The following is a 13,032-nucleotide window of genomic DNA, read 5'->3' as shown; positions in this document are numbered from 1 at the left end:
ATCACCCCGCCGAGGGGTCCGGGGTGTTCCGCGGGCGGCCTCGTTGGCTAGAGTCCTCGCCATGGCTGACAACGACTACGACCCCGCCGGCAGCACCCAGATGTTCCGGGCGTTCGTCGACGAGACCCCGGCCCCGCAGGCCCCCGGCTCCGTCAACACCTACGGCAGCAGCTCCTCCGGCCGGGGCGGTGTGATCGCCGCCGTGGTGGTGGTCGCCCTCCTCGTCGTCGGCGGCGTGGTCTGGCTCGCCGTCAAGTAGCCGGCGTCGAGCAGGCGGCCCGGAGCGCGGGCCCCGGGGTGCGGCGCGGTCCCTACACTGATCGGGCCCGCGCCCGCCGTCCCCCGCGCACCAGGAGGCCTTCCGTGACCCAGCCCACCGAGACCGCGCGCAGTCTGGGTCTCAGAGGTGCCGTGAACGCCCGTGACCTGGGCGGCTACCGGACGGCCGACGGCCGGGTGCTCAAGCCGGGCACCGCCCTGCGCGCGGACGCGCTCAACCGGCTCGGCGAGGACGACCTCGCCCTGCTCGCCGACCACGGGCTGCGCCAGATCGTCGACCTGCGCAGCCTCGACGAGGTCCGCGAGGCCGGCCCGGACATCGTCCGCGGGTTGCCCACCGCGGAGATCGCCGCCGCGGAGCTCTCCGCCACCCCGGTGACCGTCGAGCGGACCACCGACGACGGCATCACCTTGCACCACCTGCCGGTCTTCGCCCGCGAGTTCGACATCTACGTCGCACTGCGCAACGCGCTCGCCGACCGCGACGCCGACAAGCAGCGCGCCCTGCTCGGCGACGGCCGGGCCGAGGGCATGATGATCGGCCTCTACCGCTGGTTCGTCACCGACGCCGTCGCCCGCGAGCGCTTCGCCACGGTGGTCCGGCTGCTCGCCGAGCCCGGCGGCACCCCTCTGCTCTTCCACTGCTCGGCCGGCAAGGACCGCACCGGCTGGGCGGCCGCCCTGGTGCTGACCGCCCTCGGCGTCGACCGCGACACCGTCTACGCGGACTACCTGCTCACCAACGAGCGCTCCGCCGCCATCGTCGAGCACGTGGTGGACAGCTTCGGCACCCGCGGTCTGATGAAGGAGCCCGCGCTGCTGCTGCCGATCTTCCGCGCGGACCGGAACTACCTCGACGCCGCGTTCGAGGAGGTCGCCGCGGGTTGGCCGACCTTCGAGGACTTCTGGCGCGACGGCCTCGGCCTGGACGGCGCCGTACTGGACGGGCTGCGCGCCAACCTGCTCGCCTGACCCGCCCCGGCGCCGCCCGGACCGTCCGCCGCCCCCGGTCGCCCCGGGCCTCCCGGTGGCTCCCGTCAGTCCTCCGTCAGCCCTCCGCGGTCAGCCCGGCCCGGAGCTGGGCGAGGGTCTTGGTGAGCAGCCGGGAGACGTGCATCTGGGAGATCCCGATCTCCTCGCCGATCTGCGACTGCGTCAGGTTGCCGAAGAAGCGCAGCATGATGATCCGCCGCTCGCGCGTCGGCAGCTTGGCCAGCAGCGGCTTCAGCGACTCGCGGTACTCCACGCCCTCCAGCGCCAGGTCGTCGTAGCCGAGCCGGTCGGCCAGCGGGCCCTCGCCGTCCTCCTCGCTGGGCGCGGAGTCGAGCGAGGAGGCGGTGTACGCGTTGCCGACGGCGAGGCCCTCGACGACGTCCTCCTCACTGACACCGAGGCAGACCGCCAGCTCGGCGACGGTGGGGGAGCGGTCGAGCTTCTGCGAGAGCTCGTCGCCCGCCTTGGTGAGGGCCAGCCGCAGCTCCTGCAGGCGCCGGGGCACCCGCACCGACCAGCTGGTGTCCCGGAAGAAGCGCTTGATCTCGCCGACCACCGTCGGCATCGCGAAGGTCGGGAACTCCACCCCGCGGTCCGGGTCGAAGCGGTCGATCGCCTTGATCAGGCCGATCGTGCCGACCTGGACGATGTCCTCCATCGGCTCGTTGCGGCTGCGGAACCGCGCCGAGGCGTAGCGCACCAGCGGCAGGTTGAGCTCGATCAGGGTGTCGCGGACGTAGGTGTGCTCCGCGCCGCCCGGCTCCAGCGCCGCCAGCCGGCGGAAGAGCGAGCGCGAGAGCGTCCGGGTGTCCAGCGGGCGCTCGCCGACCACCGGGTCGGCCGTCCGCACGGGCCCGGCCGCCCCGGCGGCCTCCGTCGTGCCGGTGGCACCGAGGGCCGCTGCGGCGGCCCCGGGCGGCGGTGCGCCGACAGACTCCTGCTCCCCGGCCTGCTGCTGCGGGAACGCCCGCAGCACGGCCCGCACCCCGGCCGCCCGCTCCCCAGGGATCTCCTCGACGACCGCACCGACCGGTTCTCCGGACACGCGCCCCACCCCCTCGTGACTGACTGTTCAACGGGCACCAGCACAGCGTGGTTCCCGCATCGGACCCTCCCTCCACCCCCCATACCGGCCCACCGGCCCCGGCAAACCCGGCCGTCGCGAGATGTCACACGGCGGTAACGCGGCGCGATCTTCCGGCGGGCTCACTCCTCCCAGGAGTTGCCGGTCCGCAGCCGGGTGAGGATGCGCGACAGCAGCCGGGAGACGTGCATCTGGGACATCCCCAGCTCGGTGGAGATCTGCGACTGCGTCAGGTTGGCGAAGAAGCGCAGCATGATGATCCGGCGCTCCCGCTCGGGCAGCTGCACCAGCAGGTGGCGGACCATGTCCCGGTGCTCGACGTCGGCGAGCGCGGAGTCCTCGTAGCCGAGCCGGTCCAGCAGGGCGAGCCCGCCCTCGTGCTCCTGCGCCGCCTCCAGCGAGGCGGCGTTGTACGCCCGGCCGGCGTCCAGGCAGGCCCGGACGTCCTCCTCGGGGATGCGCAGGCAGGCGGCGATCTCCGGCACCTTGGGCGCCCGCCCGTGGGTGACGGTCAGCTCCTCCATCGCGCCGCTGACCTGCACCCACAGCTCCTGGAGCCGGCGCGGCACGTGCATGGTGCGGACGTTGTCCCGGAAGTAGCGCTTGATCTCGCCGAGGATGGTCGGCAGCGCGTACGTCGGGAACTGCACGCCGCGGCTCGGGTCGAAGCGGTCGATGGCGTTGATCAGGCCGATCGTGCCGACCTGGACGATGTCCTCCATCGGCTCGCTGCGGCTGCGGAAGCGGGTGGCCGCGTACCGGACCAGCGGGATGTTGATCTCGATCAGGGCGGCCCGGACGCGTTCGCGTTCCGGGGCGCCCGGGGGCAGTTCGGCGAGCCGCTCGAAGAGGACCCGGGTGAGCGTGCGGACGTCCACCGGGGTGCGGGTGCCGCTCTGGCGGTCCCTCAGCCCGGCGGCCTTCAGCTCCGCGACGAGACTGTCCGCGGGCGGCGGGGCGGACTGCTCCCCGTCGGTGCCCCGCGCGCTGTCCTGTGTCCGCACGGACACGTCACCCCTCCCAGAGTCGACATCTGCGATCCGGCCGCCGCCTGGGCGGCCCGGCCGTGCTCACCACCTCGCCAGATCAGGCAAAACCGGTCATAGCATCACAAGTCGTCCACATCGGCGGCAAGCACCGCTCGTAGGCGTGTTGGCTGACAGTGCGCCGTCGGCCGATGTGTGCTGCGGCCCCCCGCCCGGGGTCGGGGCGGAGGGCCGAGTGGTGGTGCGTGTGCGATGCGACTGTACGGGGATCAGACCTCGACGTCGGCGATCACCCAGGTGGCGAACTCCCGCCACTGACCCGCGGCGGCCTGGTGGGCCGGGTGGGTCAGGTAGGCCTGCAGCGCGTCCCGGTCCTCGACCAGGCTGTTGATCGCGTAGTCGTAGGCGATGTCGCGCACGGTGGTGTTCCAGCCGCACTCCCACTCGCGCAGCTCGGGGATCTGCGGGCCGAGCTCCTCGAACGCCTTCGCGCCGGCGATCGCCCGCTCGTCGTCCTTCAGGACGCCGTCGTTGAGCTTGAACAGGACCAGGTGCCGGATCACGATGCCGCTCCTAGCTGGAAGGGTGGACGAACCCCGCCACGGTAGCCGCTGACCGGCCGGGCTCAGTTCACCAGGCCGGTCATGAAGGTCCCGACCGCCTTAGCGGCGTCCGAGATCCCCACGAAGCCGGACTGCACCAGCTCCGCCGCCCGGGTGGGCGACGTGATGATCGTGTAGATCACGAAGATGAGCAGGAGATACATGCCGATCTTCTTCGCCTGAGCCATCGAACGGGCCTGCCTCCCTGCCGCGGGGCCGCCGTCGCTCTCCCCGGGCGCCCTCCTGCTGCTGCGCAGCTTATCCACCGGACGGCCCATCGGGTGAGAGCGGCGTTCACTCCCCGGGACGAAGGTCCCCGCGAGTGGGGGCTTTGTACGGGTGCCCGCCCGCGGGCGGTGGCGCACGATGGAGGAGTGCCGCGGGATCTGGCAGGAATCCCCGGTGCAGGGAACCGGGACTCCCCGCTGTGGGACCGCGCGCCGCAGCTTCCCCCTGATGCGGCGCCGGTGGTGGGAGTCCCGACGGGGGCGCGGCCCGGTTCCCCCGGGGCCGCGCCCCCTCCGGCACCCCGAACGCACCCCCCGAACGCCACCCGGCCCCGAGCCCGGTGGCGTTCCTGCTCCCCTGACGTCCCGCCAACGGCCCCCGGCCGCCCACGCGTTCACCCGCGAGGCCCGGAGGCACGTCGAAGGGCCCCGACCGGTCCGGTCGGGGCCCTTCGTGAAGCGGTAGCGGTGGGATTCGAACCCACGGTGGAGTTGCCCCCACACACGCTTTCGAGGCGTGCTCCTTTGGCCGCTCGGACACGCTACCGAGAGAGACTCTACCGGACGGGTCGGGCGGTGACGAAATCCGTATTCAGCGCTGGGTCTCGAAGAAGGCCAGCAGCTGTGCGGAGCATTCCTCGGCGAGCACACCGGGGACGACCTCGGGGCGGTGGTTCAGCCGGCGGTCGCGCATCACGTCGAAGAGCGAGCCGGCCGCGCCGGCCTTGGGGTCGAGGGCGCCGTAGACGACCCGGTCGATCCGGGAGAGCACCAGCGCCCCGGCGCACATGGTGCACGGCTCCAGGGTGACGACCAGGGTGCAGCCGCCGAGGCGCCACTCGCCGACGGCCGCGGCCGCCTGCCGGATCGCCACCACCTCGGCGTGCCCGGTCGGGTCGCCGTTCGCCTCGCGCACGTTGTGGCCGCGTCCGATCACCGCGCCGTCGGGCCCGAGCACGAGAGCCCCGACCGGTACGTCCCCGGTGGAGGTGGCCAGTGCCGCCTCGTCCATGGCGAGGCGCATCAGGTCCTTCCACCGGTCGCGTACCGGGTCGGGGCGGACGGGGGCCGGAAGGGGGTGGATCTGCGGGGCGGGTGCGGACGGCATGGCACCAGTGTCGGGCACCGGCTCGGGCGCTACCGAACGGCCTCCAGGACCTCGCCCGCGCCGAGCGCGTCGGCGATCTCGGCGAGCGCGTCGCCGGGCACCGCGCCCTCGCCGGCCAGGCCCAGGAGGTCCTTGGCGGACAGGCCGAAGTCGGCGAGCAGGTCGGAGTCCCCGAGCGGCCCCGCCTGGGCGCCGGCCGGACCGGCTGCGTCCTCGTCCTCGTCCGCGTCGTCCGCGGCCTCCAGCGCGGCCTCCTCGTCGTCCTCGACGTCCGCGACCAGGGCGTCGATGTCGTCGAAGTCCTCGGCCTCGATCAGTTCGTCGGTCAGCACCGAGCCGTACGAGCTGCGCGCCGCGGCGGCGCCGTCGGAGACGAAGATGCGCGGGTCGTCCTCGCCGTCCACGCGGACGACGGCGAACCAGGCGTCCTCCTGTTCGATGAAGACCAGGACGCTGTCGTCGTCCTGGGCGGCCTCCCGGGCCAGGTCGGCCAGGTCGGCCAGGGTTTCGACGTCGTCGAGCTCCGTCTCGCTCACATCCCACCCGCCATCGGTGCGAGCAAGCACTGCAGCGAAGTACGCCACCAGGGACACTCCCAAGATTGGTCTCGGCTGTAGGCGATCTCGGGCGAACGCGGTCTGGCCGCCCCCGCGCCAGAAACGGTCCGCTGTTCGGACCGTCCCTCCGGCATCGTGACAGAAAGCCCGGCGCTGCGGGGGGTGTTCTGCAGCGCGTCTTTGCAGGTCGTGTCGGAATGGCTGGTCGGCGGCCGACGGGTCGCGGACTCCTCCGTCAGATGCGGAAGGTTCGCATCCGCATGGCCTCGCGCATCCGCCGCTCCTTGGTGCGCCGTGGCTGCACCCGGGCCCGCAGCTCGCGCGCCTCGGCGAGCTCGCGGAGGAACAGGGCGCGGCGCTTGCGGCGCTGCGCCTCGGTCTCGGGGGCGTCGGGCCCCGACTCGTCTGTCGAGCCGGCCCCGGGGTCCGGGTTGCTCTTCATACGGTCCGACTTTCCCAGAAGTGTCCGCTTGATACCAGGGCGAAGGTCTCGGTTCGGCTTCCCCGGTTCCGGCCCGTCCACACCTCGTTCCCGGCCGCTCCCCGGCGAGTCGTACGCACGTGCCCGTGCCCGTTATGGTCGAGACATGCGTCTCCACGTCGTCGACCACCCCCTGGTCGCCCACAAGCTCTCCACCCTGCGCGACGAGCGCACCGACTCGCCGACCTTCCGCCGCCTGACCGACGAGCTGGTCACCCTGCTCGCCTACGAGGCCACCCGGAACGTCCGGACCGAGCCGGTGGAGGTCACCACCCCGGTCGCCGTCACCACCGGCACCCGGCTGAGCCACCCGCGGCCGCTGGTCGTCCCGATCCTGCGGGCCGGTCTCGGCATGCTGGACGGCATGACCCGGCTGCTGCCGACCGCCGAGGTCGGCTTCCTGGGCATGGTCCGCAACGAGGAGACGCTGGAGGCGTCCACCTACGCGACGCGGATGCCCGACGACCTCTCCGGACGCCAGGTCTTCGTCCTCGACCCGATGCTCGCCACCGGCGGCACCCTGGTCGCCGCCGTCCGGATGCTGCTCGAGCGCGGCGCCACGGACGTCACCGGTGTGGTGCTGCTGGCCGCCCCGGAGGGCGTCGCGGTGGTCGAGAAGGAGCTGGCCGACCAGCCCGTCAAGATCGTCACCGCCGCGCTGGACGAGCGCCTCAACGAGCACGGCTACATCGTCCCCGGCCTCGGCGACGCGGGCGACCGCCTGTACGGCACCGCCGGCTGACCCACCGCGCCGGAAGCACGAAGGGCCCCGCTCCTCCCGGAGGAGCGGGGCCCTTCGCGTGGCTGCCGGTGTGCGGCGGCCGGCCGGAGCCGGGCCGTTCAGCAGGAGCCGGGCTGCGGCGACGGGGTCGGGGACGGCTTGGTGGCCTCGGCCAGGGCCGCGGCCGCCTGGGTCGGGTCGAGCAGGGCGGCGAAGCTGTCGCCGAGGACGAAGTCGACCGTCGCGTCCGTCCGGGCGTCGGCCGTCCTGGCGGCGCTCGCCACCTGCGAGCCGAGCAGCGTGGCCGCGCCGAGGCCGGCCGGACCGCTGATCACCTGCACGGTGCCGGGCACCTTCTTGTCCAGCGCGGCCGGGGCGTTGCCGACCTGGCCGATGGTGAAGCCGCGCTTCTTCAGCTCCTCCGCGGTGCGGGCGGCCATGCCGGACTTGTCGGTGGCGTTGTAGACGTTGACCGTCACCGCCTGCGGCTGCGGGACGGCGGTACTGGTGGCGCCGGGGGCCGGGGAGGCCGCGCCGGAGGCGGCGTCCGACGCCGCCGGAGCGGCCAGCGGCTTGCCGGAGGCGCCGGGGGCCGGACACGCCTGTGCGGAGGCGTGCCGGCCGCGGAAGATGTCGTAGAGCTGGACGCCGCCGAGGGCGACCAGCGACAGGGCGAGCAGGACGCCGATGCCGGCCAGCACCTTGCGGCTCCTGCGGGGAGGGCGGCCCAGGCGGGGGTAGGAGTTACCGGTGATCCGGTACTGCTTCCCCTTCAGTCCCTGGGGGGTCAGCATGCTCACGTCGGTGTCCCCCTCGTGCCAGGACAGGCTCGGACAGGCTCGGTCTCGGGTGCGGCCAAAAAGGGGCGTACGCCGGGAAATCGGCCGTTGTTCAGCAGATTAGTGCTACAGCTGCTGTGAAGGTACTAAATGATCATCATCTGGAGTACCCCGGCACCCGAAAGGATGTACCGGCGCCCCTCCGGGGTGTCCGCGGGGGTCCGCGAGAGGTGGTTCGTACCCGGCCCGGGGCCGGTCAGTCCATCTCCAGCACGCGCGCGTGCAGCACCTGGCGCTGCTGCAGCGCGGCCCGTACCGCGCGGTGCAGTCCGTCCTCCAGGTAGAGGTCGCCGTGCCACTTCACCACGTGCGCGAAGAGGTCCCCGTAGAACGTGGAGTCCTCCGCGAGGAGCGTTTCCAGATCGAGCTGACCCTTGGTGGTGACCAGCTGGTCCAGCCGCACCGGACGCGGCGCGACGTCCGCCCACTGGCGGGTGCTGGTCCGGCCGTGATCCGGGTACGGCCGCCCGTTGCCGATGCGCTTGAAGATCACACGGAAAGCCTACCGTCATGCGTGCGGGGGGCGCAGCAAGCGCGGCGTTACCCGTCCGGTTCCGAGTACGGCGGTTTGATGGTGGAAATCCCTTTTGCCAGCTCTGCCCGGGAGCCCGCCGAGATGACCGACCCCCACACCCCCGACGCCGCGGCGCTCCCCGCCGCCGTCCGGGCGATCGCCGACGGGTACGCCTTCACCGGCCCCGCGCTCGACCTCGGCGCCGCGATCGACGGCACCACCGCGTACCCCGCGGCGCAGGTGCGCGTCCCGCTCGGCGTGCTCAACCGGCACGGACTCGTCGCCGGCGCCACCGGCACCGGCAAGACCAAGACCCTCCAGCTCATCGCCGAACAGCTCTCCGCCCAGGGCGTCCCGGTCTTCCTCGCCGACGTCAAGGGCGACGTCTCCGGCATCGCCGCCCCCGGCGTGCCGGGCGAGCGGATCGCCGCCCGCGCCGCCGAGGTCGGCCGGCCGTGGACGCCGCAGGGCTGCCCCGCCGAGTTCTACGCCCTCGGCGGGCAGGGCACCGGCATCCCCGTCCGGGCCACCCTCACCAGCTTCGGCCCGCTGCTGCTCGCCAAGGTGCTGGAACTCAACGAGACCCAGGAGGCCTCGCTCGGCCTGGTCTTCCACTACGCCGACCGGGCGGGCCTCGAACTCCACGACCTCAAGGACCTCTCCGCCGTCATCGGCTTCCTCACCTCCCCGGAGGGCAAGGAGGAGCTCAAGGGCATCGGCGGGCTGTCCGCCGCGACCGCCGGGGTGATCCTGCGTTCGCTGACCGTGCTCGACGACGAGGGCGCCGGCGCGTTCTTCGGCGAGCCCGAGTTCGACACCGCCGACCTGCTGCGCACCGCGGCCGACGGCCGCGGCACGGTCTCCGTCCTGGAACTCCCGGCGGTGCAGGACCGGCCGCGGCTGTTCTCCACCTTCCTGATGTGGCTGCTCGCCGACCTGTACCAGGAGCTGCCGGAGGTCGGCGACCTCGACCGGCCGAAGCTGGTCTTCTTCTTCGACGAGGCGCACCTGCTCTTCAAGGGCGCGTCCAAGGCCTTCCTGGAGGCGATCACCCAGACCGTCCGGCTGATCCGCTCGAAGGGCGTCGGCATCTTCTTCGTCACCCAGACGCCGAAGGACGTCCCCGCCGACGTGCTGGCGCAGCTCGGCAACCGGGTGCAGCACGCGCTGCGGGCCTTCACCCCGGACGACGCCAAGGCGCTCAAGGCCACCGTCTCGACCTTCCCGCGGTCCCCGTACGACCTCGCCGAGGTGCTCACCGGGCTGGGCACCGGCGAGGCGGTGGTCACGGTGCTGTCCGAGCGGGGCGCGCCGACACCGGTCGCGCCGACCCGGCTCGCGGCCCCGCAGTCGCTGATGGGGCCGCTGGAGCCGGCCGTCCTGCGGGCCGCGGTGGACGGCTCGCCGCTGGCGCCGCGCTACCGCGACGCGATCGACCGGGAGTCCGCGTACGAGAAGCTCGCCGCCCGGCCGGCCGCCCGTGCGGAGGAGCCGGCCCGGCCGGAGGCCCGCGAGCGGCCCGCACCGGCCGAGCGGCACCGGCCGGAGGCGGCGGAGCAGGAGGAGGGCGGGCTGATCGGTTCGCTGCTGCGCAGCCCGGCGCTGAAGTCCTTCGCCCGGTCGGCGGGCACCCAGCTCGGCCGCGAGATCACCCGGAGCCTGTTCGGCACCTCGCGGCGCCGCCGGTAGGGCCGGCCTCCGAGGGGCGCCCGGGTGGGCACGCCCCCGTGCGCCCCTGATGGGCCCTCACGGGAGCAGGGCGGCGCCGATGCGGTCGAGGGAGGAGAGGCGCATCAGGCCGTAGTGGTAGAACTCGACCTCGGGGACGCCGAGCTCACGCAGGACGGCGATCTTGGCGGCCAGGTTCGCCGGGCCGTCGCAGTCCTCGGCCATCGGGCGGAGGATCACCGCCATGGCCTCCGGCCGGACGCCGTGCAGGGCGAAGGCCGCCACCTTCTCGCGGACGGCCTCCGGGGTGCGGGCGTAGCCGAGGGTCTCGATCTGGTGGGCGGCGCCCGCCAGTGACGGGAGGTCGATGCCGGAGAGCCAGCCCTTGCCGGGCCCGGCGCCGTCCATGAAGGTCAGCCGCATGCCGCCGGCGGCGGCCGCCTGGGCGAGTTCCGCGGCGAGCGTGGTGACGGTGCGGGTGGCCGCGTCCAGGTAGGCGGCGAGGGCGCCGCCGGCGAATCCGTCCAGGGCGGCGGGTTCGGCGGCCCGCTTCCCGTCGGCGAGCCGGGCGCGCAGCTCGTCCCGGACGGCGGTGCGGACCTCCTCGGCGGGGACGCCGGAGGCGGAGGCGGCGGCCAGGCAGTGCGGGCAGAAGCAGATGCCGAGCAGGGCCTCCGCGACGGGCCCGAGGTCCTCGAAGTAGCGCTCGTGGTGGTAGCCGTGGCGCAGGCCGTGGAAGTGCAGGGACTCGGCGCGGATCGCGTCCACGCCGTACCGGCCGAGGTCCTCGACCAGGGTGCGGGCGTACTCGCGGACCTCCGGGTTGGCCGGGCACAGCTCGGTGAGGTGGCGGTCGCCGAAGGCGTTGGCGGGGGCGCAGTCCGGGTGCTGGAAGCCGAGCCGGTCGTTGTGGCAGAAGACCGTCCAGGCGTGCAGCTTGAGGCCGCGCCGGCCGGCCTCGGCGGCGGCCTCGGCGAACGGGTCGCGGTCGCCGATCGCGGTGGACGGCGCGGGGGCGAGGCGCCGGCCGGCCCAGCGCGCCGGGTCGGGACGGAAGTAGGCGGCGCCCGGTTCGAGGTAGCGGACCACCCGGTGCGGGTTGTGCGGGAAGACGTCGCGGGCCTCGTGGTAGACCGAGGCGAGGGTCAGGCCGCCCACGCCGGCCCGGTCGGTAAGGTGGCCGAAGAAGGTGTCGGCGCCCTCGTCCAGCAGGTCGGTGGCGAAGGCGAGGACGGACGACTCCACGGGGCGGCTCCGGGGCGGGCTGTGCGGGTGCGGCGGGTGCGTCCTCCACGCTAGCCCGGCACCCGGCATTGGTCTATACCTGACGGGTCGTGGCGGGCCCGGTGAGCGAGAGCGGGCGAGGACGGCAATGGCGCCGGTGTACCGGGACTACGACCACGAGGAGCTCGCGCGCGAGTACTCGCCGAGCAGCTGCGTCGAGGACATCGCGGTCGAGCTGGCCGCCTACGCGGCGCGCAGCGAGGACGCGTACACGGCGCTGGAGGTCCGCCGCGACCTGCGGTACGGCCCGGCGGAGCCCGAGCTGGTCGACTTCTTCCCGCCCCGCGGGCCCGTCCCGGACGGCGGCGCCCCGCTGCACGTCTTCGTGCACGGCGGCTACTGGCAGGAGCTGGACAAGACCGACTCCGCGTTCGCCGCCCCCGACTTCACCGCCCGCGGCACCGCCTACGCCGCCGTCGGCTACGGGCTGGCCCCGCACTGGCCGCTGGACGCGATCGTCGACCAGGTCCGCCGCGCCCTGCACTGGCTGCTCGACCACGCCGAGGAGCTCGGCGTCGACCCGGGCCGCGTCCAGCTCAGCGGCAGCTCGGCCGGTGCGCACCTGGCCGCCATGGCCCTGCTCGGCCCGGCCGCCCCGAGCGGCCGCCGGGTCTCCGGCGCGGTGCTGCTCAGCGGCGTCTACGACCTGGAGCCGATCGCCCTCACCTACGTCAACGACGCGCTCGGCCTGGACGCCGACGCCGCCCGCCGCAACAGCCCGCTGCACCTGCTCGCCGACGGCCCGGCGCTGCCGCCGCTGCTGCTCGTCCGCGGCGAGCACGAGACCGCCGAGTTCGGGCGCCAGCAGGAGGAGTTCGCGGCCGCCGCCCGCCGGGCCGGGGCCGCGGTGGAGACGGCGGTCGCCGCCGGGCGCAACCACTTCGACCTGCCGCTCGACCTGGGCCGCGCCGACACCCCGCTCGGCGCGGCCGTGGCGGCGCAGTCGGCTGCCTAGACTTCCGTCGTACCGCCACCCGCAGTGCGACGAAGGAGAAGGTGCCCGGCCCATGACGAACCGTCCGCCGCTGCCCTACGAATTCCTGCCGAAGGTCCCGGCCTTCGAGCTGACCAGCCGTGACCTCACCGAGGGCGCCGTGATGCCGGACGCGCACGTGCACGCGCTCGGCAACCGGTCGCCGCACCTGGCCTGGTCCGGCTTCCCCGCCGAGACCCGCGGCTTCGCGGTGACCTGCTACGACCCGGACGCGCCGACCGGCAGCGGCTGGTGGCACTGGCTGGCCCTCGACCTGCCCGTCGGCACCACCGAGCTGGCCCCCGGCGCCGGCGCCTCCGACGCCTCGCTGCCCGGTGACGCCTTCCACGCCCGCAACGACTTCCCCGGGCACAGGTACGACGGCGCCGCCCCGCCGCCCGGCCCGGCGCACCGCTACGTCTTCGCCGTGCACGCCCTGGACGTGCCGTCGCTCGGACTCACCCCGGACACCACGGCCGCCGCGGTCGGCTTCAACATCACCTTCCACACCGTGGCCCGCGCCCTGCTGACCGTGGAGTACGCGAGCAGCTGAGCCGCCGTCCGGCCGGGCCGCCCCCCGCGGAGGGGAGCGGCCCGGCCGTGCGTCCGTGCACCGGCGCCGTACGGGCGCACCGCGGAGGCGGTCGCCGGACCGCTCGCCGCGGACGGTCCCGGCCGGTCCTCGGACCGGGAGATCCGCAACCGCCACCCGTACC

The 13,032-nt window shown here is 73.9% G+C and carries 16 protein-coding genes and 1 tRNA gene; 6 read left to right on the top strand and 11 right to left on the bottom strand.

Annotated features, from left to right (window positions below; all coding sequences use genetic code 11):
- Positions 1–61 precede the first annotated feature (61 nt).
- Positions 62–259: a hypothetical protein gene (locus AB0O09_RS09980; RefSeq protein WP_344624983.1), complete on the top strand. Its 198-nt coding sequence runs from the start codon at positions 62–64 to the stop codon at positions 257–259.
- A gap of 152 nt (positions 260–411) precedes the next feature.
- Positions 412–1,251 carry a tyrosine-protein phosphatase gene (locus tag AB0O09_RS09975; RefSeq protein ID WP_363541031.1) on the top strand — a complete coding sequence of 280 codons (840 nt, stop codon included), beginning with the start codon at positions 412–414 and terminating at the stop codon, positions 1,249–1,251.
- Positions 1,252–1,327: 76 nt separating this feature from the next.
- Here the strand turns inward: AB0O09_RS09975 and AB0O09_RS09970 are convergent, their stop codons facing one another.
- The 8 genes from AB0O09_RS09970 to AB0O09_RS09935 all read right to left on the bottom strand — a co-directional run bounded on the left by AB0O09_RS09970 (position 1,328) and on the right by AB0O09_RS09935 (position 6,278).
- Positions 1,328–2,122 (bottom strand): RNA polymerase sigma factor SigF, encoded by a 795-nt coding sequence (locus tag AB0O09_RS09970; protein ID WP_363541069.1) that lies wholly within the window; start codon positions 2,120–2,122, stop codon positions 1,328–1,330.
- Positions 2,123–2,478: 356 nt separating this feature from the next.
- Positions 2,479–3,282 (bottom strand): RNA polymerase sigma factor SigF, encoded by an 804-nt coding sequence (locus AB0O09_RS09965; RefSeq protein WP_363541068.1) that lies wholly within the window; start codon positions 3,280–3,282, stop codon positions 2,479–2,481.
- A 329-nt stretch (positions 3,283–3,611) separates the two neighbouring features.
- A complete protein-coding gene (locus AB0O09_RS09960; RefSeq protein WP_344624985.1) occupies positions 3,612–3,905 on the bottom strand; it encodes a Dabb family protein in 294 nt (97 codons plus the stop codon).
- Positions 3,906–3,967: 62 nt separating this feature from the next.
- Positions 3,968–4,108, bottom strand: a complete 141-nt coding sequence (locus tag AB0O09_RS09955) for a hypothetical protein (protein ID WP_179419212.1) — start codon at positions 4,106–4,108, stop codon at positions 3,968–3,970.
- A 523-nt stretch (positions 4,109–4,631) separates the two neighbouring features.
- Positions 4,632–4,718: transfer RNA gene (locus AB0O09_RS09950), tRNA-Ser, on the bottom strand.
- 45 nt (positions 4,719–4,763) lie between these two features.
- Positions 4,764–5,279 carry a tRNA adenosine(34) deaminase TadA gene (gene tadA / locus AB0O09_RS09945; protein ID WP_363541030.1) on the bottom strand — a complete coding sequence of 172 codons (516 nt, stop codon included), beginning with the start codon at positions 5,277–5,279 and terminating at the stop codon, positions 4,764–4,766.
- Positions 5,280–5,308: 29 nt separating this feature from the next.
- Entirely contained in the window at positions 5,309–5,863 is a 555-nt protein-coding gene (locus AB0O09_RS09940) for a hypothetical protein (RefSeq protein ID WP_363541029.1), read from the bottom strand.
- 208 nt (positions 5,864–6,071) lie between these two features.
- A complete protein-coding gene (locus AB0O09_RS09935) occupies positions 6,072–6,278 on the bottom strand; it encodes a hypothetical protein (RefSeq protein WP_344625008.1) in 207 nt (68 codons plus the stop codon).
- Positions 6,279–6,423: 145 nt separating this feature from the next.
- On the opposite strand from AB0O09_RS09935, the gene upp reads away from it, so the two are divergent.
- Entirely contained in the window at positions 6,424–7,059 is a 636-nt protein-coding gene (gene upp / locus AB0O09_RS09930) for a uracil phosphoribosyltransferase (RefSeq protein WP_344625009.1), read from the top strand.
- Between the two features lie 98 nt (positions 7,060–7,157).
- On the opposite strand, the gene AB0O09_RS09925 is transcribed toward upp, so the two are convergent.
- Both AB0O09_RS09925 and AB0O09_RS09920 read right to left on the bottom strand, forming a co-directional pair.
- Positions 7,158–7,832 carry a LytR C-terminal domain-containing protein gene (locus tag AB0O09_RS09925; protein ID WP_363541067.1) on the bottom strand — a complete coding sequence of 225 codons (675 nt, stop codon included), beginning with the start codon at positions 7,830–7,832 and terminating at the stop codon, positions 7,158–7,160.
- 241 nt (positions 7,833–8,073) lie between these two features.
- Positions 8,074–8,370, bottom strand: a complete 297-nt coding sequence (locus tag AB0O09_RS09920) for a type II toxin-antitoxin system VapB family antitoxin (protein WP_030273186.1) — start codon at positions 8,368–8,370, stop codon at positions 8,074–8,076.
- Positions 8,371–8,493: 123 nt separating this feature from the next.
- On the opposite strand from AB0O09_RS09920, the gene AB0O09_RS09915 reads away from it, so the two are divergent.
- Positions 8,494–10,080, top strand: a complete 1,587-nt coding sequence (locus AB0O09_RS09915; protein ID WP_363541028.1) for a helicase HerA-like domain-containing protein — start codon at positions 8,494–8,496, stop codon at positions 10,078–10,080.
- 57 nt (positions 10,081–10,137) lie between these two features.
- On the opposite strand, the gene AB0O09_RS09910 is transcribed toward AB0O09_RS09915, so the two are convergent.
- Positions 10,138–11,304 (bottom strand): hypothetical protein, encoded by a 1,167-nt coding sequence (locus AB0O09_RS09910; protein ID WP_363541027.1) that lies wholly within the window; start codon positions 11,302–11,304, stop codon positions 10,138–10,140.
- A 127-nt stretch (positions 11,305–11,431) separates the two neighbouring features.
- On the opposite strand from AB0O09_RS09910, the gene AB0O09_RS09905 reads away from it, so the two are divergent.
- Positions 11,432–12,298: an alpha/beta hydrolase gene (locus AB0O09_RS09905; protein ID WP_363541025.1), complete on the top strand. Its 867-nt coding sequence runs from the start codon at positions 11,432–11,434 to the stop codon at positions 12,296–12,298.
- Positions 12,299–12,350: 52 nt separating this feature from the next.
- Positions 12,351–12,869 carry a YbhB/YbcL family Raf kinase inhibitor-like protein gene (locus AB0O09_RS09900; protein ID WP_363541024.1) on the top strand — a complete coding sequence of 173 codons (519 nt, stop codon included), beginning with the start codon at positions 12,351–12,353 and terminating at the stop codon, positions 12,867–12,869.
- Positions 12,870–13,032: the final 163 nt, after the last annotated feature.

Origin of the sequence: Kitasatospora sp. NPDC093679, from assembly GCF_040683455.1 — a bacterium.
Classification (GTDB): domain Bacteria; phylum Actinomycetota; class Actinomycetes; order Streptomycetales; family Streptomycetaceae; genus Kitasatospora; species Kitasatospora arboriphila.
Note: the sequence above shows the minus strand (reverse complement) of the source record. Positions and strands in the feature narration are given on the sequence as shown.